Genomic DNA, 19,252 nt, shown 5'->3' with positions numbered 1-19,252 from the left:
CGCCCGGACGGCCTTCCCTAACCCCTAATTCCTACTCCCTAATTCCTTAAGGTCAGACCCTTTCAGACACCTTGATCGCCACCTTGCAGCCCGCCTTGATCACCGCGCTGAGCAGTTCATAGGCGGGGGCGTCGCGGCTGCCGTGGTCGACGGCATGGTCGTGGTGGGCCAGTTCTTCCTCGCGGAAGACGGTCAGTTCGGCGGCCAGCGCCGGATCCTGTTCCTGAATCTCGGCGATCTGGTCCGCATAGTGCTCCTCGATCACCGCCTCGACGGCCTCGGTGCAGGCGTGGGCGGCCTTCTCGCTGATCAGGGCCGTGCCGGCGCCCAGCGTCAGGGCGGCCAGCCGCCAGATCGGCGTCATCACCGTGGGCCGCACGCCCTCGGCGTTCAGCAGGGCGTTGAAGCGCGCCAGATGCACCTGCTCCTGAAGGCCCATCTCCTCCATATCGGCGGTGATGGCTTCCTTGCCCTTGCGGCCCGCGAAGACGGCCTGCTGGGCGCGGTAGATGTGGACGGCGGCGTACTCGCCGGCGTGATCGACCCGCAGGATTTCCGCGCGACGGCGCTGGCTGGCGCCCCGACCCGGACGGGGCAGGGGAATGCGGCGGGCGTCGTGGACCGTGTCGGTCGCGGGTTCAGGAGCGTGGGGCGCGGGCATCCTTGGGCCTCTTGGCGGCGAGCAGGCTGATTACGGCAAGCGCCGCCGCGATCAGGGCGTTCCATCCTGCCATGCTGACCCCCAGGAAGCGCCACGTCACCGCGTCGCACATGGCGACCGGCTTGATCGGGCCGGTGCCCATGGCCAGCGAGGCCATGCTGGCCAGATCGACCGTGCCGCCGGCCATGCAGGTGGCGGGCAGATCCCACCATTTCAGCTCGCCGCCCATGTGGAAGACGGAGGTGACGGCGCCGGTGGCGAAGATCACGGCCAGCAGGAAGGCGGCGATACGCGGCGTGCCGCGGCTGCCGCGGCTGAGCAGGTGCCAGAGGGTGGCGACCAAGGCCACGGCGGCGGCGCCCCAGTAGACCTCACGCGCCTTGAGGCAGAGATTGCAGGGGGTGAGATCCCAGATCACTTCGGACAGATGCGCGAAGCCCAGCAGGGCCAGCGAGGCCACCAGGGCGAAGGCGGTCCACCACCGCGTCACAAGTCTGTAAAAACCTCTCATCGGACGACGTTCATAGCGGGGCCGGAGCCGTCCGTCGATTGGCTCAGAGCAGCTTCACCGCCGCGAAGGCGCCGACCAGCACCACAAGGCCGATCACGGTCCACAGCGCCAGCCGCTTCTCGACCATCGCCAGCACCGCCGGGCCCCATTTCTTCAGCACGAAGGCGACCAGGAAGAAACGGCCGCCGCGCGTGAGGACGCACAGGGCGATGAACAGGGCCAGATTGAATTGGAAGATGCCGGAGGCGATGGTCACCAGCTTGAACGGGATAGGGGTCAGCCCCTTCACCAGGATCACCCAGGCGCCGTGCTGCTGGAACAGGGCCTTGGACTGTTCGAAGGTGTCGGCCTTGCCGAGGAAGGCCAGGATCGCCAGACCCACAGGCTCGAGATAGTAGCCGATCGCATAGCCTAGGACGCCGCCCAGAACCGAGGCGATGGTGCAGACCGTGGCGTAGAAATAGGCCCGCTCCGGACGCGCCAGCACCATCGGGGCCAGCATGACATCCGGCGGAATGGGGAAGAAGGAGCTCTCGGCGAAGGACACGACCGCCAACGACTTGGTGGCGTGCTTGCTGCGGGCCAGCGAAAAGACCCAGTCATAAAGCTTGCGAAGCATCAGTCCTCCGGCGACAGGCCGAAACCATGCGTCTAGCCGATCCCGAGGCCCCGCGCATCCGCCGAAACGCCAGTTGAGTCGCCGTCGCGGCGATCCGCCGCTATAAGGCGCGCCTCCGCTCAACTCCCGCCGGATCGGAAAGCCATGCGCTACCTGCACACCATGGTCCGCGTGACCGACCTCGACGCCTCCCTGCGCTTCTGGTGCGACCTGCTGGGTCTGCAGGAGATGCGCCGGATGGAGAACGAGAAGGGCCGCTTCACCCTGGTCTTCCTCGCCGCGCCCAAGGACCTGTCGCGGTCCGAGGCCGAGCGGTCACCCGAGGTCGAGCTGACGTACAACTGGGATCCGGAAACCTATACCGGCGGCCGGAATTTCGGCCATCTGGCCTACAAGGTCGATGACATCTACGCCGCCTGCCAGCGTCTGGCCGACGGCGGCGTGCTGATCAGCCGCCCGCCCCGCGATGGTCACATGGCCTTTGTACGGTCGCCGGACGGCATCTCGATCGAGCTGCTGCAGGAAGGCGAGCCGCTGGCGCCCGCCGAACCCTGGGCCTCGATGCCCAACACCGGGAGCTGGTGATCTTGAAAGCCCTTTCCGTCCTGCCGCTGGCCCTGCTGGGACTGGCGGCCTGCGCCTCCACCACCGAGACCAATCCGTCCCGGACCGCGACCGAGCAACTGCTGCTCTCGCGCGCGGCGGACCGGGCGGTGGAGGGTCTGATCCTGCCGATCCCGGCCGGGTCGCGGGTCTTCGTGGACGAGACCTATTTCAAGGCCGAGAGCGCGCCCTACGCCCTCAGCGCCATCCGCGGCGCCCTGTCCGAGGCCGGTTACGCCATCGCCCCGAACAAGGCCGAGGCCGACGCGGTGATGGAGGTGCGCGCCGGCGCCCTGTCGCTGGAGCAGATGCGCCGCGTCGTCGGCCTGCCCGAGATGCGGGTGCCGATCAACGAGAGCCTGAACGTCGTCTCCATCCCCGAGCTGTCGATCTACAGCCGGCGTGACCGGATCGGCGTGGCCGAGTTCTCGGGCTTCCTCTACGAGCCGCGCACCGGCGCCCCGCTGGGCGCGGTCCTGCCGATGACGGGCGACTTCCGCATCCGCAGCCACAAGGTGCTGATGATCGTCTCCTGGGGCCAGCAGACCGTCGATCCCGGCGAGCGCGACCCTGGCGACAGCTGGCGGCAGTTCTAGGGCTTGGGGTTCCGGCCGTAGGCGACGCGGTGGAGGGTCCATCCGGCGGCGGCGCCGGGCAGGATCAGCGCCGCTCCGCCGATGGCGGCCGCCCCGCCAGCGACCAGCCCAAGCAAGGCCAGGATGATTGTCGCCACGCTTCCGGCCAGACCGGCGCCCAGAATTGTCGCCACAATTCGTGACCGGACCCATGTGGCATTGACGATCAGCCAAGCTGGTCCACCCACGACCACCAGTCCGATCAGAAAGACCGGTGATGCGAGCAGCACGCCCGTTACGGTCGAGAACAGGAGTTGGGCAAGCCCCCTCACTGCGCCCAACACGCCCGGCCTCAACTCGCCCAACGCCACCAACGCCGCGGTCTCGAGCGAGAACACAAAGGCCCCCGAGACAGCAGCGGCGAGAAACGCAGCGACGATGGATCTCCACTCGGGTTTCATCGCCCCGTCTCCGCCGCCACCAGCACCTTGCGCGCGCCCATCGTCTCGGGGGTGCGCACGTCCCATGCCAGCCCGGCCTTCTCCAGCAACTGGATGAAGCGGTAGCCCCAGTCGCTCTGGCCCGGGTACAGGCCGATGCGGGCCGAGCCGGGGAAGGCGTGGTGGTTGTTGTGCCAGGCCTCGCCCATGGTCGGGATCGCCGCCCAGGGCACGTCGTGCGCCTGCACCCCCGCGCCCTCGACCAGCCAGCTCTGCGGCCCGCGCCGATGCGCCAGATGGCCGACGAACCAGTGGCCGACCACCGAGGCCGAGACCCGCGCGCAAACGCCCCAGACCACAAAGCCCCAGCCGCCCATCAGATAGAGGCCGCCCGCGATGGGAACCTGCTGCAGCATCCATGTGCGCTCAAGGAAGCGATAGAAGCGGTCCCGCCCGATTTTGCCCAGATCGAACGCGGGCGGATACGCCAGCTCCAGCCGGCAATGCATCTGCCAGATCGCGTCGATCAGCATGGGCCGCCGGTGGGCCAGATAGTCGTGGCAGTCCGACTGACGCTGGGCCCAGTCGCGCAGGTCATGGGTGCGGATCATCCAGAACGGCCCGCTCATGCCGACGGCGGTCCCGATCCAGACCAGCATATGCTCCAGCCACAGCGGACATTTGAAGCTGCCGTGGATCAGCCGCCGGTGAAACCCGACCGAATGACCCAGCAGCAGGGCGCCGCCTGTCGTCACGGCGAACACCGCCACCGCGCCAGGACTGACCGTCAGCGGCCCCAGCACCAGCACCCCGACCAGCATCCCGCCGTTCCAGAGCGAGTGCAGCGGATCCCAGACGACCCGGCCCTCGACGGGCGAACAACCGGGCGTCTCGACGAGGCTGTTCACCGCGCAGGGGTCATCATGCGTGTGCGACATGGAGCCCTCCCCGGACGCGGTTTCCGTAGGCCAGCTTCCACAGGACGTAGCCGGCCAGAAGCCCCGGCCCCGCCGCGATCACGAACGTCGCCGGGCTCCAGATGGCCGACAGATGGATCGACGTCCCCGACGCCATGGCCAGCGGCAGGTACATCGCAAGCGGAGCGACGACCCCGGAGACCAGTCCGCCGGACAGGACAAAGTCCTGCCGGCTCCGAACGCCCCGCACATGCATGAACCGCCAGACCGGCGCGGCCGCCAGCATCGCGCCCAGCATCCAGATCGGGAAGGCGAGAAGGCCGATCATCAGCCCCCAGAACCCGCCGATGAGCATGAACAGCAGGAAGCCGGTCGCAGCCGCCAGTCCGGTCGCCATCAGGATCAGCAAGACCCGTATGCCGCTCCACACTCGCCTCATCGCCGCCCTCCGTCACCGGTTAGATATTTAAGACATCACTTAATCTCTTAAATCCGAAGCTGGCAAGTGGTTCGCAAATCGCTTAAATGTCGCAGCCATGCAGCGTGTGTTCGAAGCCCTCTCCTCCCAGATCCGTCGCAAGATCCTGGCCTACCTCGCCCATACCGACCTGACGGCGGGCGAGATCGCGGCGCGGTTCGAAATCTCCAAGCCCGCAGTCAGTCAGCACCTGACCGTGCTGGAGAACGCCGGCCTGGTGACCAGCGAGAAGAAGGGCCAGTACGTCCACTACAGCCTGGTCCCGGACCATCTGGCCAATACGCTGCACAGCTATGCCCAGGAGGTCTGCCCGGTCTCCAAGCCGCTGAAGGCCGAGAGCGCCGAGCTCGCCCGGGGCCGCAAGGACTGATCCTCCACGGCTTGCGCCGGCCCGCCCGAGCGTTGAAGGTCGCGCCCTCAGTTTCCGGGAGGGTTTCCATGCGTCGTCTGCTCGTCTCCACCGTCTGCGCCGTCGCCGTTCTGGCGGGCGCGCCCGTCGCGGCATCGGCCCAGACCACCGCTCCGGCTTCAGCCGACGCCTCGATCCAGACCGAGGACGCCCGGCTGGCGGCCTTCTTCGAACAGGCCTGGCAGGCGCGGATCGCCCTGTCGCCGCAGACGATGACCTCGCTCGGCCTGAAGACCGACTACGACAAGCTGGACGACACGACCGACGCCGCCGCCGAGCGTTCGCTGGCCCTGGCCGAAAGCCAGCTGGCGCAGATGAAGGCGCAATTCGATCCGGCGACGCTCAGCGCCGACAGCCGGATGTCGATGCGGCTGTTCGAGTACGGGGTGGAGCAGGCCCGGCTGTCGAACCAATGGCGCGACTGGGGCTATCAGTTCGCCGCCAACGGCAATCCGACCACCAGCCTGCCCGTCTTCCTGATCAACAACCACCGCGTCTCCAGCGTGTCGGACGCCGAGGCCTATGTCTCGCGCCTGCGCGCCTCCGAGCGGGTGATGGGCGAGATCGCCGCCGAGCTGCGCGACCGCGCCTCCAAGGGCGTCATCTCCCCGAATTTCGTGTTCGAGCCCTCGATCGCCAACACGCGCAACATCATCACCGGCGCCCCGTTCGATGACGCCGCCGACAACCCGGTCTGGGCAGACTTCCAGCGCAAGATCGGCGCGCTGGAAACCGATCAGGCGACGAAGGACCGTCTGCTGGCGGAGGGTCGCGCGGCCCTGACCGGCGAATGGAAGCGCGGCTATGAAGGCGTGCTGGCGGCGCTGGCCGAGGTGCAGCAGCAGGCGGCCGTGATGCCCGACCGCGACGGCGGCGTGTGGCGGCTTCCGGACGGCGAGGCCTATTACAACGCCCGCCTCCAGCTCTCGACCACCACCGACCTGACCGCCGACCAGATCCACGAGATCGGGCTTCGGGAGGTCGCGCGCCTGCAGGGCGAGATGCAGGTCATCATGGATCAGGTCGGCTTCACCGGCTCCCTGCCCGAGATGTTCACCCTGCTGAAGACCGATCCGCGCTTCCAGTATCCGAACACCCCGGAGGGCAAGGAGCAATATCTGACCGACGCCCGCGCCTTCATCGCCCAGGTGATGGAGGCCGCGCCGCGCTGGTTCAGCGACCTGCCGGAGGCGGCGCTGGAGGTCCGGGCGGTCGAGGCCTGGCGCGAGGCCACCGCCAGCATCGCCTTTTACAACTCGCCCGCCCCGGACGGCTCACGCCCGGGCATCTACTATGTGAACCTGTCGGACATGACCCAGGTGCTGAAGCCCCAGATCGAGGGCATCAGCTATCACGAGGGCGCGCCGGGCCATCACTTCCAGATCGCCTACGCCCAGGAGATGCAGGGCCTGCCGTCCTTCCGCCGCTTTGGCGGCTACGGCGCCTATGCCGAGGGCTGGGGCCTGTACGCCGAGCGTCTGGGCAAGGAGATGGGCTTCTATCAGGATCCCTATTCGGACTTCGGCCGTCTCTCGACCGAGCTGTGGCGCGCGGTGCGTCTGGTCACCGACACCGGCCTGCACGCCAAGCGCTGGACCCGCGAACAGGCCATGGACTATTTCCGCCAGAACTCGCTGCTGTCCGAGCGCGACATCCAGAAGGAGGTCGAGCGCTACATCACCAGCCCCGGTCAGGCGACCAGCTACAAGATCGGCGAGTTGAGGATCATGGAGCTGCGCCAGCGCGCGCAGACGGTGCTGGGCGACCGCTTCGACATCCGCGACTTCCACGCGGTGGTGCTGGGCTCAGGGTCGGTGCCGCTGGATGTGCTGAGCGATCAGGTCGACGCCTGGATCGCCGCGGGCGGCGGCGCGCCCGCCTCATAGCGAGCGGTCAGTGCGCCTCGGGCGGACGGGCGGCGGGGCTGTGATAGTCGCCGCCGGCCTTCTTCGCGGTGGCCAGCACGAATTTGCGGTCGCAGTAGCCGCACTCGACGTGGTCGTCCTCGCCCATGTCCATATAGACCAGCGGGTGGCCGAGAGCGCCGCCGCCGCCGTCGCAGGCGACGCGCTTGGTCGTCACCACGATCTCTTCCGGCGGGGGGATGATCACGGAGGTGGGGCGCGACGACATTCGGCAGGCTCTGACTTGGCGATTGGGGCAGGCGCACATAGGTATGCGCGCGCGCTCCTTACCGTCAAACGGAGACGCCTGAAACACCCGAAAGCGCCTGCATGACCGAGACCGAAGCCCTGCCCGTCAACGCCATCGAGGTTCGGGGGCTGGAAAAGACCTATGCCGGGACCAAGAAGGCCCCGCCCAAGACCGCCCTGCGCGGCGTCGATCTGGTCATTCCGCGCGGCTCGATGTTCGGCCTTCTGGGCCCGAACGGGGCGGGCAAGTCGACCCTGATCAACATCATCTCGGGCATCGTCAACAAGACCGGCGGCACGGTCTCGATCTGGGGCCGCGACATCGACAAGGCCCCGCGCGACGCCGCCGCCGCGCTGGGCGTGGTGCCGCAGGAGATCGTCGCCGACGTCTTCTTCACCCCGCGCGAGGCGCTGGAGGTGCAGGCGGGCTTCTACGGCGTGCCCGCCAGTGAGCGCCGCTCCGACGAACTGCTGGCCGCGCTCGGCCTGTCGGACAAGGCCAACGCCTACGTCCGCGCCCTGTCCGGCGGCATGAAGCGCCGCCTGATGGTGGCCAAGGCCCTGGTCCACAATCCGCCCATCCTGATCCTCGACGAGCCGACCGCCGGGGTCGATGTCGAGCTGCGCCGTCAGCTCTGGGAGTACGTCCGCAAGATCAACGCCGAGGGCGTGACCATCCTGCTGACCACCCACTACCTCGAGGAAGCGCAGGAGCTCTGCGACACCATCGCCATCATGAACCGCGGGCAGGTGGTCGCCTGCGAACCGACGCCGCAGCTGCTGCGCCGTCTGGACACCCGCAATGTGGTGGTGACCCCCGAGGGCGAACTGGACGGCCTGCCGACCGTGCCGGGCTTTGACGTGGTGCCCCGCCCGAACGGCGCCTTCGCCATCAGCTACAAGAAGGGCCAGTCGTCGGTCGAGCACGTCCTCGCCGCCGTCCGCGCCGCCGGCGTCACCATCGCCGACATCTCGACCGAGGACCCGGATCTGGAAGACGTCTTCCTGGCCCTCACCTACGGCGACGCGTCGCAGGTCAGTCCGACGAAGGACTAGGTTTTAGGCGCGAGGTTTCAGGTTTCAGGGCGTGTCTGGCGCCCAGTCCCCCAGAACCTGGAACCTAGGGCCTGAAACCTAGACGACCATCACCGTCCCGATCAGCAGGCGCGCCCCGGCGCGGCCCATGACGGTGTTGGTGGCGGTCTGCAGGGCCGAGACAAGACGCTCGATGTCCGGCGGCGCGCCCGGCAGCAGGGCTCCGGCATGTTGCTGGACCACCTGGGCATAGGCGGCGCGCAGACGCGGAGCCGACTGGGCCACCCGCGTCCGCAGGGCGGCGTCCGGCGTATCCACCCCGACCTCGACCGTCATCACGCCCAGCGCGCCGCCGGGGCGACGGACATTGCCCGTCACCGTCGGCAGGCCGAGATAGCTGTTCCCCGACGAACCGCCGCCCCCGTCCGAGGCGGCGGCGGGAGAGGCGGCGGTGGCGGCAGCGACGGCTGCCAGACCGAGAAGGGCGCGACGTTCCATGCGCGCCTTCTGGCACGCGCCGCTTTAAAACCGCGTTACATCCCCGCAAGCCCGGGATGACGCCGCCGCGCCTCATCGGCGGGCGGGCCTCCAGAAGGCGCCCGCTCTCGATATCGGTCACGACAATGATGCTGGAGACCTTGTCCCACAGGCAGTCGCCCGTGCGGCGCCGCACCTCCGCCAGGACATACAGCTGCGCCCCGTCCCCGGCCCAGGCCAGGCCCGCGGTGGCCACATCGCCCTCGGGCGCGGAGGCGCAGCCGTTCATCCGCACCAGTTCGGCCACGGCGGTGCGATGCGCTTCCGTCCGCTCGGTCCCCAGCCCGTTGGAGGCGACGTCGAACACCCGCACCACGCCCAGCGCCGCATTGCCGGGGTCGTTGATGAACAGGCGTCGCGAATCCGCCGCCCAGGCCGCGCGCGCCGGCAGACCGACCCGCGCCATCTCATTGCGATTGAAGAAGCCCGCGCTCAGCAGGACTTCGCCATCCCCCTTCGACACCAGACGCATCGAGCTGTTCGGCGCCAGGGCGGCGGTCTCCTGGCCGGCGTCCAGCACGACCAGCGTCGTCGGTTGCGGCGCGGCGGCGCCCGCGGGCTCGCCCGAACCGCAGGCGGTCAGGGTCAGGACGAGGACGGCGGACAGCAGGGCGCGGATCATCCGCAAGGCTTAGCCGGAGGACCGGACCGCGTCATCCTCCGCCTTCCGCCCGCCCTCCCGACTTCCTAGAACAGGCGCGCATGACCACGCCGCGCGAAATCGACACCGGACTGGAAGGCTTCCGCCTGTGGCCGGGCGCGCTCAATGCCGGGCAGCAGACCGCGCTGCTGACCGAAATCCGCGCGGCGGTCGCGGCCAGCCCCTTCTACCGCCCCGTCACCCCGGGCGGCCGCCCCTTTTCTGTGCGGATGACCAACCTCGGGCCGCTGGGCTGGGTGTCAGATCGCGACGGCTATCGCTATCAGCCGGTCCATCCGGTCACCGGACAGCCCTGGCCGCCGATCCCGTCCGTCCTGCTGGACCTCTGGCGCGACCTGACCGGCTGGCCCGAGCCGCCGGACGCCTGTCTGGTCAATCTGTATCGCGACGAGGCGAAGATGGGCCTGCATCAGGATCAGGACGAGGCCGACCTGACCGCGCCGGTGCTGTCCGTCTCGCTGGGTGACACCGCCGTCTTCCGCATCGGCCCGGCCGGCGGCGGGCCCACCCGCTCCGTCCGTCTGGCGTCGGGCGATGTCTGCGCCCTGACCGGCCCAGCGCGGCTGGCGCGGCACGGGATCGACAGGCTGCTGCCCGGCTCATCACAGTTGCTGGAGGGTGGCGGGCGCATCAACCTGACCCTGCGCCGCGCCGGTCCCGCCGAACGTCAGACTTCACGGTAATCGTGACTCGACGGCGCGAGGGGCCGCCCCCACTGTCCGGCCACCTCAAAAACCGGAGCCCGCCCATGACGCTGATCCGCCCCGAAGGTCCGCAGGCCGAAGACATGATCCTGAACCGCCGCACGCTGGGCGCCGGCGCGGTCGGAGGCCTGTTCTTCGCCGGCTACGCCCCCGCCGCCCTGGCGGCGCAGGCCGCTCCGGTGACCACGGACAGCGCGGGTCTGGTCACCGCGGATGTCACCTATCCGGCGCCAGACGGCTTCGACCTGCCCGCCTATGTCGCCCGCCCGGCGGGAGACGGCCCCTTCCCGGTGGTGATCGTGGTGTCCGAGATCTTCGGTGTGCACGAGTACATCCGCGACATCTGCCGCCGCCTGGCCAAGGCCGGTTATGCGGCGGTCGCTCCGGCCTTCTTCAACCGGGTCGAGGATCCGGCGCCCCTGACCGACATGACCCGCATCATGCAGATCGTCTCGGCGGCCGGTTATGAGCAGGTGATGGGCGATGTGTCGGCCACGCTGGACTGGGTCAGCCAGCAGCTCTGGGCCGACGGCGACAAGGTCGGCATCACCGGCTGGTGCTGGGGCGGCAAGGTCACCTGGCAGGCCTGCGCCCGCTTCGCCGTCATCGACGGCGGCGTCGCCTGGTACGGCCGTCTGGCCCCCGCCGCCAACGCCACCCCCGAACAGATCTCCAGCGGCCAGCCCTGGCCGGTCGATCTGGCCGATGACCTCAAATCCCCGGTGCTGGGCCTTTATGGCGAGAACGACACCGGCATCCCCCTCCCCAGCGTCGAGGCCATGCGCCGCGCCCTGGCCCGCGCCGGCCAGACCGCCAGCGACATCGTCGTCTATCCGGGCGCCCCGCACGGCTTCCACGCCGACTACCGCGACAGCTACCGCGCGGCCGACGCCGCAGACGGCTGGGCGAAGCTGCTGGCCTTCTTCGAGGCGCGGCTGAAGCGCTGAATCCTTCTCCCCTCGGGGGAGAAGGTGTCCCGAAGGGAGGGATGAGGGGGACTCTATCCGCACCGCAATTGGAGAGGGGGACGCCGCTTCCAGCATCCCCCTCATCCGTCATGCTCCGCATGCCACCTTCTCCCCCGGAGGGGAGAAGGGGTTAAGCCTTGCTGTCGAAATTCCCGCCGGTGGCCTGGGCGGCGGCATAGGCCGCATTGCCCGCCGCGGCGCCGGAGCCCTTGGCGGCGACCACCACCATGGCCGGACGCACGGTGCGGCCGAACAGGGCGTAGCCGGCCTGCAGGGTCTGGATCACCTGACCGCCCTGAACGGTGTCGGACGGCTGCTCCATCATCGCCTGATGCAGGTGCGGGTCGAAGACCTCGCCCGGCTCCGGCGCGACGCGCTTCAGATTGTTGGCCTCGAAGGCCGAGAACAGGGCCTTCTGGGTCAGCTCCAGCCCTTCGGTCAGGCCTGCGGCGGCGCCGTCGGCCTCCTTCGGCGCGGCCTGGATGGCGCGCTCCAGATTGTCGGCCACGACCAGAAGGTCGCGCGCGAACTTCTGGATGGCGTAGGCGCGGGCGTCATTGTTCTGGGTTTCGGCCCGGCGCTTGGTGTTCTCGGCCTCGGCCACGGCGCGCAGGGCGCGATCCTTCCACTGGTCGCGCTCGGCGATCACGGCGTCCAGCGGGGCCAGGTCGTCCTCGCCGCCAAAGCCTTCGGCCTCGCCGATGTCGGCGTCCAGTTCGGTTTCGGGATCGTAGTCGGGGGTATCGTTCACGTCTCTTGTCCGTCCAGCATCCGGCCCAGCACCCGGGCGGTATAGTCCACCAACGGGATGACACGGGCGTAGTTCAGTCTCGCGGGCCCGATCACGCCTATGGCGCCCAGAACCCGTTGTCGGCCGCTCATATAGGGCGCCGCGATCACGGCGGAACCCGAAAGTGAGAACAGGCGCGTTTCCGCGCCGATAAAGATGCGGACGCCCTGGGCCGAGGACACCCCGTCCAGCAGGCCGATCAGCTGTTCCTTCTGCTCCAGATCGTCGAACAGGACGCGGACCTTCTCCAGATCCTCCATCGCCCCGGCGTCCTGCAGCAGATTGGCCCGGCCCCGCACGATCAGCGCGCGTTCTCGCTCCGCCCCGCCTGACCAGGCGGCCAGCCCATCCTCGACCAGTCGCGCCGCCGTCGCGTCCAGCTCGCGCCGCGCCAGATCCAGCTCGGTCCGCATCTCGGTGCGCGCCTCATGCAGGGGGCGACCACGCAGACGGGCATTCAGGAAGTTCGACGCCTCCTGCAGGGTCGAGGGCGTCACCCCGGCCTTCAGCGGCATCAGCCGGTTCTCGACCGAGCCGTCGTCGCCGACCAGCACCGCCAGCGCCTGATCATGGCCCAGCGCCACGAACTCCACATGCTTGACCCCGGCGTCGCGCACCGGACTGGCCACGATGCTGGCGCCGCCCGCCAGACCCGACAGCAGGGACGAGGCCTCGTTCAGCGCCTCATCGAAGCTGCGGCCGCGCCCCGCCAGCCGCCCGTCAATCTCGCGCCGCTCCTCCGTGGAGATGTCGCCGATCTCCAGCAGGCCGTCGACGAACAGCCGCAGGCCCGCATGGGTCGGGATCCGCCCCGCCGAGGTGTGCGGCGAGGCCAGCAGCCCCGCCAGCGTCAGGTCCTGCATGGTGTTGCGGATCGAGGCCGGCGACAGGCTGACCCCGCTCATCGCCAGCGTCCGCGACCCCACCGGCTCGCCGGTCTGGAGATAGCTTTCGACGATGCGCCGGAAGATGTCGCGCGCGCGCTGGTCCAGCGCCGGCAGGGTCGGGGAGGGGTTCAGAAAGGTCATGCCGCGCCTCTCGCCGCCCACGCCGCCCGATCCAGCCTCATCACCAGACAATCATCCTCGTCATTGAAGACCTGTCGTCCGACCTCTTCGAACCCCAGCCGGCGGTAGAAGCGATGGGCGTCCGTATTGGTGTTCAGGGGGTCGATGATGACCGCCTTCACCGTCGGATCGGCGAAGGCGGCCTCGATCGCCAGCGTCATCATTTGCGTGCCGTAGCCGCGATTGAGCGCATCCGCCGGGCCGATCCAGATGTCCATGGCCCGCAGGCCCGGCTCGATCTCGCCCCAGTAATGGCTGGGCTCCAGATGCGGGTCGCACACCTGCATGGCGCCGATGGGCCGACCGTCCGCCTCGGCGATCAGGTGGAAACTCACAGGCGAGGCCGCGGCCAGTTCCTCCGGCCAGTCGATGCCGTCAAAGGCGACCTCCAGATCAGGCCGGTCGCTGGAGCAGGCGATCACATGCGGCTCCCGGTCCCAGGCCTGCAGCACGGGCACATCCGCCGGCGTCGCGGGACGCAGGCGCACCAGACCGGGCGTGGAGGGGGACAGGCTCATGGTTTCAGGATAAGCAGCGCCCCGTCCTCTTCCAAGACGGCTTCCACGGACCCCCGATCATGACCACGCCCCGCCCTTCCGACCGCACCCCCGAACAGCTCCGCAAGGTGACGCTGGAAACCGGCGTGAACCGCTACGCCGAGGGCTCCTGCCTGGTCACCTTCGGCAATACGAAGGTTCTGGTCACCGCGTCGGTGGAAGAGAACGTCCCCGGCTGGATGCGCGGCAAGGGTCAGGGCTGGGTGACGGCCGAATACGGCATGCTGCCCCGCGCCACCCACACCCGCGGTCGTCGTGAGGCCGCGGCGGGCAAGCAGACCGGCCGGACGCAGGAAATCCAGCGCCTGATCGGCCGTAGCTTGCGCGCCGTCGTGGACCTGAAGGCGCTGGGCGAGCGTCAGGTGGTCCTGGACTGCGACGTCATCCAGGCCGATGGCGGCACCCGCACCGCCGCCATCACCGGCGCCTGGGTCGCCATGGCCTCGGCCTTCGACTACCTGCGCGCCGAGGGCGTGATGAAGACCGATCCGATCCTCGACCAGGTCGCCGCCGTCTCTTGCGGCGTCTGCAACGACCAGCCGGTGCTGGACCTCGACTACGAAGAGGACTCCTCCGCCGAGGCCGACAGCAATTTCGTCCTGACCGGCTCGGGGACCATCGTCGAGATCCAGGCCACGGGCGAGAAGCGCGGCTTCTCGCGCGCCGAGTTCAACCGCCTGTTCGAACTGGCCGAGATCGGCTGCGGCGAGCTGTTCGCCCTGCAGCGCGCGGCCCTGGGTCGCTGATTTCGCCTGACAGCGTTACGGGCTTTTATCGGTAACCAAAACGCGGCATCGTCGTTTCTCCACGTCATGGGGAGATGACGATGCGCCTGCCGATCCTGTTGACCGCCGCCCTGCTGATGGTGGCCGCCTGCGACCAGCAACCCGCGTCTCCGGGCGCGGAGCCCGCCGCGCCCGCGACCACGGCGGCGACGCCGGAACCGGTCATGCCCGCCGATGCGCCGCCGCAGGAAGAGGCGCCGGCCGAGGCCGCCTCCTGCACCGCCGAACAGGGCGAGGCCGCCGCCGTCGCCCTGGCCAGCCGCTGCACCCGCGTCAGCCCGGCCAGCCACCCGCCCTGCAATCCGGCAAATCCCTGCCAGATGATCCAGGACGAGATCGACCGCTCCTGCGCCATGTATGGACCGGGCGAGACCAAGCCGGTGGAGTGCGCCGCTTAACGGTTTCCAGACTCCAGGTCGGTTACGGTCGCGGGCATGACGCCCGTGGCCACACCCCCCGATCTTCGCGCCCTGACGACGCTGCGCTTCCTCGCGGCCGCCTGGGTGGTGCTCTACACGGCCTGGCCGCACCTGAACGTCGGCTTCACGCCCACGCTGGTGACCAAGGGCTATCTGGGCGTCGAGGTCTTCTTCGTCCTGTCCGGCTTCATCCTCAGCCACGTCTATCTCGAGGCGGTCGGCGAGAAGCGCTATTCCCACAAGGGCTTCCTGTGGGCGCGGATCGCCCGGGTCTATCCGCTGCATCTGGTGACGCTGGCCGGCATGGCCGTGCTGGGGATCGGCGCGGTGTTCGCGGGCCTGTCCGTCAGTGAGAGCCTGACCGACTGGCGCGCCCTGCCCGCCCACCTGACCATGACCCACGCCTGGGGTCTGGCGCCGTCGTCGGCCTTCAACCATCCGTCCTGGTCGATCTCGGCGGAATGGTTCGCCTATCTGACCTTCCCGGCCTTCGCCTTCGTCGCCTGGCGACTGAAGGATCGACCGGTCGTGGCCACCGTTCTGGCGGCCATCGTGGCGCTGGGCATCTACGCCGCCTTCCAGCCGCTGGCCGGCTTCTCCCTGACCGAGGCCACCTTCCGCTGGGGCGCGCTGCGCATCGTCCCCTGCTTCCTGCTGGGCTGCGCCCTGTATCTTATCTATCGCCGCGCCCCGATCCCCCATGCGGGACTGGTCGCCCTGCTGAGCGGCGCGGGCGTCATCATCAGCGCGTCGCTGGGCCTGTGGGATCCGGTCACCGTCCTGTTCGCGGGCGGGCTGATCCTGTCGCTGGGCTCGCTGGCCAATGAGAAGGCCAGCCTCTTCGCCTCGCCCTTCGGCGTCTATCTGGGCGAGATTTCCTACTCTATCTACATGGTCTGCGCGCCGGTCCTGCTGGTCATGACCAATGTCGCCGCGCGCCTGACCGGGGCCGACGACAAGCGTTTTCACATGATTGTGTGGTTGGCCGTCGTCGCGGCCATTCCGGTGGCGGCCATGGCGACCTATCACCTCGTCGAACGCCCTGCCCGCACCGCTTTGCGGCGATTCGCCAAGCCCAACGGCTCAGGTCAAGCCGCGACCGAAGCGCGCACACCGACGGCGTAAAGGGGTCTTCAACCCTCGCCCACTATCGGTTACGGCTTGTTTCAACGGCAGTCGGGAAAAGCCTCAGCATGTTCAAACGGCTCAAAGCCGCCGCAGTTGCGGCGACCCTCGGAATGTTTGTGCTGGGCGCCACCGCCCCCGCAGCGAACGCCGGAGAGCCGTACTGGCAGTGCGTGACCTTCGCCCGCATGTTCTCGGGCATCCAGATCTTCGGCGACGCCCTGACCTGGTGGCGTCAGGCGCAGGGGCGCTTCCAGACCGGCAACACCCCCCGCACCGGATCGGTCCTCTCGTTCGAGGCGAGCGGCCGCATGAGCCGCGGGCACGTCGCCGTCGTCTCCGAAGTCCTGACCCCCCGCGTGATCCGCATCACCCACGCCAACTGGGGCGGCAGCCGCGGCAAGGTCGAGGAAAACGTCACCGTCGTTGATGTTTCGGGCGACAACGATTGGACCGCCGTGAAGGTCTGGTACAACCCGATCAATGACCTCGGCACGACCGTCTATCCGACCAACGGCTTCATCTACCAGCAGGCGCCCGTCGCCGCTGGCGTCGAGATGGCGTCGGTTCCCTCGGCCGCCGGCCAGAACTGACCTGAGGGCCTCCGTTCGGGAGGCCTTCCAGTGATCCGCATGTATCGCTCGACAGGCGCCGCCTGCGAGGACGCCGTGATCGAGGCGGGCAAGCTGTCGCTGCATCCCGACGTGCTGTGGATCGACATGCTCAATCCCACACGCGACGAGGACGCCGCGGTCGAGGCCGCGCTGGGCGTCTCCGTGCCCACCCGCGAGGAGATGAAGGAGCTGGAGGCCTCCAGCCGCGTCTATCGCGAGAACGGGGCCACCTATCTGACCGCCGACATCATCACCCGGGGCGACGAGGAAATCCCCGGCATCGAGCCGGTCACCTTCGTCCTGACCGCCGGCCCGCTGATCACCATCCGCTACGCCGAGCCCAAGCCCTTCGCCCTGCTGCTGGAGAAGCTGGAGCGCGAGCCGGGCCTGTGCGGCTCTGGCGCGGACCTGTTCCTGAACCTGATGGAGGTGGTGGTCGACCGCGCGTCGGACATCCTGTCCAAGACCGTGGTGCGGGTGGAGGGCATCGCCAATCACGTCTTCTCGGGCGGCAAGACGGTCGGGTTCGAGAAGCTGATCACCAAGCTGGGCCGCGCCCAGATCGCCAACGCCCGCATCGAGCAGAGCCTGGCCGGCCTGACCCGCGTCTTCGCCTTCGTCACCGCCGACGAGCGGATCGACAGCGGCGACGCCCGCGCCCACCTGCGCTCGCTCAGCCGCGACGTCGAAAGCCTGAGCGCCCACAACCAGTCCGTCGCCGCCTCGATCAATTTCCAGCTGTCGGCGGCGCTGGGCCTGATCAACATCGAGCAGTCGTCGATCATCAAGATCTTCTCGGTCGCCGCCGTCGCCTTCCTGCCGCCGACCCTGATCGCCTCGATCTACGGCATGAATTTCGACCACATGCCCGAACTGCACTGGATGGCCGGCTATCCGCTGGCCGTCGTGGCCATGGTCATTTCCGCCATCCTTCCCCTGCTGTGGTTCAAGCGGAAGGGCTGGCTGTAACTTGACCCCGGACAGCCTTCCGGGTCTTCCTGCCCGCCCCGTTGGTGGAGTTCCCCCCATGCGCCTGACCGTCCTCGCCGCCGCGTCCGCCCTAGCCCTCATCCTCGCCGCCTGTTCGCAGGGTGGAGAGACCGTCGAGGCGCCGGCCGAACCGCCCGCCCCGGCCGCCGTGCTGGCCGGCGTAGATCTGACCCAGCCGCTCAGCCTGGTCGGCACCGAGCCCTTCTGGGGCATCCGGCTGACCGGTCAGGAGCTGGTCTATTCGGGCGTCGACCGGCCCGAGCAACGCGCGCCCCAGCCCGCCCTGACCGTCCAAGGCACGGTGGCCACCCTGCAGACCCGCTCGGCGACGGGCACTGTCTTCGACCTCACCCTGACCGCCACCGAATGCAGCGACGGCATGAGCGACCGCACCTATCCGCTGACCGCCATGGTCAAGGTCGGGGACGAAAGCCTGATGGGCTGCGCCGCCACCACCGCGGCGATCCAGAGCGCGGGCGAAAGCGGCCCCGTCTCCTGACCGCCGTCAGGCGTCCCTGAGCGTCCGCATGGCCCCAAGCCGCCCGAAGGCGATGGTCAGGGCCTTGCGCCGCGCGGGCGCCAGGGGGCTGGAGGGGGCGTCACGCACCACCGCCCCGCCGAAGCCGTCGGCCACGATCAGCCCCGGCTCGTCGGGCAGCACGCCTTGCGGAAACTCGGGCGCCACGGCGAAATAGAAGGCGTCGCAGAACGGTCCGTACTCGTGCCATTTGCGATCGACGCGATAGTCCTCGACGCCGGACTTCACCTCGACGATGACGATGTCGCCCCTCGGCCCCAGCGCCATGACATCGGCCCGCCGTCCATTGGGAAGACACACCTCCAGCAGCGGCGCATAGCCGAGGTCCAGCATCAGACGCGCCGCGCCCCGCGTCACCGCCTGGGTGGTCTCGGGTCGGCTGAAGACAAGGTCGATCTGAAGCGCGGCGGCGGCCATGCCCCCGTTATGTTCCGCCTTCGTTCCGGTTTCAAGTGCGGGGTTACTGCCCGGTCTGCACGACCTGCGCCGTCGGCAGGCCCAGCGCCGCCGCCCGTCGGACCAGATCCGCGCGCACCGCCGCCGACGGGCTCTGGCTGCGATGCCAGATCCACCAGTCCGACCGGTTCGGCAACGACAGGATGGCCCAGCTGTAGTCGTCGGCGTGGGCCTGCACCCGATAGTTCTGGCCCGCCAGCCCGCCGAAGCTCAGCAGCCCGGTCAGGCTGAAGCGGAAATTCCGGTTGGTCCCCGGATCCGTCACCCGCGCATTGGCGCGCAGGGTCTCCACCACGCCATCCGCACGGCGGGTGCAGGTGACGACGATCCCGTAGCGGTCGGCCCGGCTCTGCGGGGTGAAGTCGATCTGGGCGCGTCGGCAGTCCTTCTGCAGGTCATTGGGGCTGCGCACGACCTCGAACCAGCGACCGTCGAAACGGTCCATATCCACGCTCTGGGCAAGCGCGGGCGTGGCGATCAGGGCCCCGCCGACGACGAAGGTGAGGACAGACAGGCGGGCGATCATGGCGCAGCACTCCTTTGATCCCGACGTCTGTCTACGCGCCGGACCCGCGATCGGATGCATCCGCCAGACAGCGGATGTCGATCGTGCCCAATATGGAGTACCATCTGTTCCGGG

Annotated in this window: 26 protein-coding genes; 13 read left to right on the top strand and 13 right to left on the bottom strand. The window is 68.8% G+C overall.

Annotated elements, in window-relative coordinates:
- Positions 1–52 precede the first annotated feature (52 nt).
- From ACFQQC_RS04865 to ACFQQC_RS04855, 3 genes are all read right to left on the bottom strand, one after another.
- On the bottom strand, positions 53–661 hold the full coding sequence (locus ACFQQC_RS04865; protein WP_376860220.1) for a demethoxyubiquinone hydroxylase family protein: 609 nt from the start codon (positions 659–661) through the stop codon (positions 53–55).
- On the bottom strand, positions 639–1,151 hold the full coding sequence (locus ACFQQC_RS04860) for a disulfide bond formation protein B (protein WP_376860219.1): 513 nt from the start codon (positions 1,149–1,151) through the stop codon (positions 639–641). The genes ACFQQC_RS04865 and ACFQQC_RS04860 overlap by 23 nt, the downstream gene beginning before the upstream one ends.
- Before the next feature lie 64 nt (positions 1,152–1,215).
- The gene (locus tag ACFQQC_RS04855) at positions 1,216–1,791 is read right to left on the bottom strand and encodes a YqaA family protein (RefSeq protein ID WP_376860217.1); all 576 of its coding nucleotides are present in this window, start codon (positions 1,789–1,791) and stop codon (positions 1,216–1,218) included.
- Between the two features lie 144 nt (positions 1,792–1,935).
- On the opposite strand from ACFQQC_RS04855, the gene ACFQQC_RS04850 reads away from it, so the two are divergent.
- A complete protein-coding gene (locus ACFQQC_RS04850; RefSeq protein WP_376860215.1) occupies positions 1,936–2,376 on the top strand; it encodes a VOC family protein in 441 nt (146 codons plus the stop codon).
- Between the two features lie 2 nt (positions 2,377–2,378).
- Positions 2,379–2,990 (top strand): DUF6655 family protein, encoded by a 612-nt coding sequence (locus ACFQQC_RS04845; RefSeq protein WP_376860213.1) that lies wholly within the window; start codon positions 2,379–2,381, stop codon positions 2,988–2,990.
- Here the strand turns inward: ACFQQC_RS04845 and ACFQQC_RS04840 are convergent.
- The 3 genes from ACFQQC_RS04840 to ACFQQC_RS04830 are packed head-to-tail and all read right to left on the bottom strand — an operon-like array spanning position 2,987 to position 4,765.
- Positions 2,987–3,430: a hypothetical protein gene (locus ACFQQC_RS04840; protein WP_376860211.1), complete on the bottom strand. Its 444-nt coding sequence runs from the start codon at positions 3,428–3,430 to the stop codon at positions 2,987–2,989. The genes ACFQQC_RS04845 and ACFQQC_RS04840 overlap by 4 nt on opposite strands.
- On the bottom strand, positions 3,427–4,347 hold the full coding sequence (locus ACFQQC_RS04835) for an acyl-CoA desaturase (protein WP_376860209.1): 921 nt from the start codon (positions 4,345–4,347) through the stop codon (positions 3,427–3,429). Before ACFQQC_RS04835 ends, ACFQQC_RS04840 begins: the two co-directional genes overlap by 4 nt.
- Positions 4,331–4,765 (bottom strand): hypothetical protein, encoded by a 435-nt coding sequence (locus ACFQQC_RS04830; RefSeq protein ID WP_376860207.1) that lies wholly within the window; start codon positions 4,763–4,765, stop codon positions 4,331–4,333. The genes ACFQQC_RS04835 and ACFQQC_RS04830 overlap by 17 nt, the downstream gene beginning before the upstream one ends.
- A gap of 97 nt (positions 4,766–4,862) precedes the next feature.
- Here ACFQQC_RS04830 and ACFQQC_RS04825 point away from each other — a divergent pair, with 97 nt between their 5' ends.
- Together ACFQQC_RS04825 and ACFQQC_RS04820 are read left to right on the top strand one after the other, a co-directional pair.
- Positions 4,863–5,174 carry a metalloregulator ArsR/SmtB family transcription factor gene (locus ACFQQC_RS04825; RefSeq protein ID WP_376860206.1) on the top strand — a complete coding sequence of 104 codons (312 nt, stop codon included), beginning with the start codon at positions 4,863–4,865 and terminating at the stop codon, positions 5,172–5,174.
- Between the two features lie 68 nt (positions 5,175–5,242).
- A complete protein-coding gene (locus ACFQQC_RS04820; RefSeq protein WP_376860204.1) occupies positions 5,243–7,099 on the top strand; it encodes a DUF885 domain-containing protein in 1,857 nt (618 codons plus the stop codon).
- A gap of 7 nt (positions 7,100–7,106) precedes the next feature.
- On the opposite strand, the gene ACFQQC_RS04815 is transcribed toward ACFQQC_RS04820, so the two are convergent.
- A complete protein-coding gene (locus tag ACFQQC_RS04815) occupies positions 7,107–7,346 on the bottom strand; it encodes a zinc-finger domain-containing protein (protein WP_376860202.1) in 240 nt (79 codons plus the stop codon).
- A gap of 101 nt (positions 7,347–7,447) precedes the next feature.
- Here ACFQQC_RS04815 and ACFQQC_RS04810 point away from each other — a divergent pair, with 101 nt between their 5' ends.
- A complete protein-coding gene (locus ACFQQC_RS04810; RefSeq protein ID WP_376860200.1) occupies positions 7,448–8,422 on the top strand; it encodes an ABC transporter ATP-binding protein in 975 nt (324 codons plus the stop codon).
- Between the two features lie 78 nt (positions 8,423–8,500).
- Here ACFQQC_RS04810 and ACFQQC_RS04805 read toward each other — a convergent pair whose 3' ends face one another.
- Complete coding sequence (locus tag ACFQQC_RS04805) at positions 8,501–8,899, bottom strand: Tat pathway signal protein (RefSeq protein WP_376860198.1); 399 nt, start codon at positions 8,897–8,899, stop codon at positions 8,501–8,503.
- 741 nt (positions 8,900–9,640) lie between these two features.
- On the opposite strand from ACFQQC_RS04805, the gene ACFQQC_RS04800 reads away from it, so the two are divergent.
- Both ACFQQC_RS04800 and ACFQQC_RS04795 read left to right on the top strand, forming a co-directional pair.
- Entirely contained in the window at positions 9,641–10,282 is a 642-nt protein-coding gene (locus ACFQQC_RS04800; protein ID WP_376860197.1) for an alpha-ketoglutarate-dependent dioxygenase AlkB, read from the top strand.
- A 65-nt stretch (positions 10,283–10,347) separates the two neighbouring features.
- Entirely contained in the window at positions 10,348–11,250 is a 903-nt protein-coding gene (locus ACFQQC_RS04795; protein WP_376860196.1) for a dienelactone hydrolase family protein, read from the top strand.
- 151 nt (positions 11,251–11,401) lie between these two features.
- On the opposite strand, the gene grpE is transcribed toward ACFQQC_RS04795, so the two are convergent.
- Genes grpE through ACFQQC_RS04780 form a run of 3 tightly spaced genes read right to left on the bottom strand, consistent with a single transcriptional unit; the run spans position 11,402 to position 13,646 of the window.
- The gene (grpE, locus tag ACFQQC_RS04790) at positions 11,402–11,986 is read right to left on the bottom strand and encodes a nucleotide exchange factor GrpE (RefSeq protein WP_376860859.1); all 585 of its coding nucleotides are present in this window, start codon (positions 11,984–11,986) and stop codon (positions 11,402–11,404) included.
- A gap of 32 nt (positions 11,987–12,018) precedes the next feature.
- Positions 12,019–13,089, bottom strand: coding sequence for a heat-inducible transcriptional repressor HrcA (gene hrcA / locus ACFQQC_RS04785; RefSeq protein WP_376860194.1), 1,071 nt, complete (start codon positions 13,087–13,089; stop codon positions 12,019–12,021).
- Positions 13,086–13,646 (bottom strand): GNAT family N-acetyltransferase, encoded by a 561-nt coding sequence (locus tag ACFQQC_RS04780; RefSeq protein WP_376860192.1) that lies wholly within the window; start codon positions 13,644–13,646, stop codon positions 13,086–13,088. The genes hrcA and ACFQQC_RS04780 overlap by 4 nt, the downstream gene beginning before the upstream one ends.
- Before the next feature lie 59 nt (positions 13,647–13,705).
- Between ACFQQC_RS04780 and rph the strand changes: the two genes are divergently transcribed.
- The 6 genes from rph (at position 13,706) to ACFQQC_RS04750 (ending at position 18,117) form a co-directional block, all read left to right on the top strand.
- A complete protein-coding gene (gene rph / locus ACFQQC_RS04775) occupies positions 13,706–14,431 on the top strand; it encodes a ribonuclease PH (protein WP_376860190.1) in 726 nt (241 codons plus the stop codon).
- A gap of 80 nt (positions 14,432–14,511) precedes the next feature.
- Positions 14,512–14,868 (top strand): hypothetical protein, encoded by a 357-nt coding sequence (locus ACFQQC_RS04770; protein ID WP_376860189.1) that lies wholly within the window; start codon positions 14,512–14,514, stop codon positions 14,866–14,868.
- A gap of 36 nt (positions 14,869–14,904) precedes the next feature.
- Positions 14,905–16,014 (top strand): acyltransferase family protein, encoded by a 1,110-nt coding sequence (locus tag ACFQQC_RS04765; RefSeq protein ID WP_376860187.1) that lies wholly within the window; start codon positions 14,905–14,907, stop codon positions 16,012–16,014.
- A gap of 68 nt (positions 16,015–16,082) precedes the next feature.
- Positions 16,083–16,607 (top strand): CHAP domain-containing protein, encoded by a 525-nt coding sequence (locus ACFQQC_RS04760; protein ID WP_376860185.1) that lies wholly within the window; start codon positions 16,083–16,085, stop codon positions 16,605–16,607.
- Between the two features lie 39 nt (positions 16,608–16,646).
- Complete coding sequence (locus ACFQQC_RS04755) at positions 16,647–17,597, top strand: magnesium transporter CorA family protein (RefSeq protein ID WP_376860858.1); 951 nt, start codon at positions 16,647–16,649, stop codon at positions 17,595–17,597.
- A 58-nt stretch (positions 17,598–17,655) separates the two neighbouring features.
- Positions 17,656–18,117 carry a hypothetical protein gene (locus tag ACFQQC_RS04750; protein WP_376860183.1) on the top strand — a complete coding sequence of 154 codons (462 nt, stop codon included), beginning with the start codon at positions 17,656–17,658 and terminating at the stop codon, positions 18,115–18,117.
- A gap of 6 nt (positions 18,118–18,123) precedes the next feature.
- Here ACFQQC_RS04750 and mmcB read toward each other — a convergent pair whose 3' ends face one another.
- Positions 18,124–18,573 carry a DNA repair putative endonuclease MmcB gene (gene mmcB / locus ACFQQC_RS04745; RefSeq protein WP_376860181.1) on the bottom strand — a complete coding sequence of 150 codons (450 nt, stop codon included), beginning with the start codon at positions 18,571–18,573 and terminating at the stop codon, positions 18,124–18,126.
- 43 nt (positions 18,574–18,616) lie between these two features.
- The gene (locus tag ACFQQC_RS04740; RefSeq protein WP_376860179.1) at positions 18,617–19,138 is read right to left on the bottom strand and encodes a lipocalin family protein; all 522 of its coding nucleotides are present in this window, start codon (positions 19,136–19,138) and stop codon (positions 18,617–18,619) included.
- Positions 19,139–19,252 lie beyond the last annotated feature (114 nt).

Origin of the sequence: Brevundimonas sp. GCM10030266 (assembly GCF_042666595.1) — a bacterium.
GTDB lineage: Bacteria > Pseudomonadota > Alphaproteobacteria > Caulobacterales > Caulobacteraceae > Brevundimonas.
The sequence above is the reverse complement of the archived record's forward strand: the minus strand, read 5'-3'. Positions and strand labels throughout refer to the sequence as shown.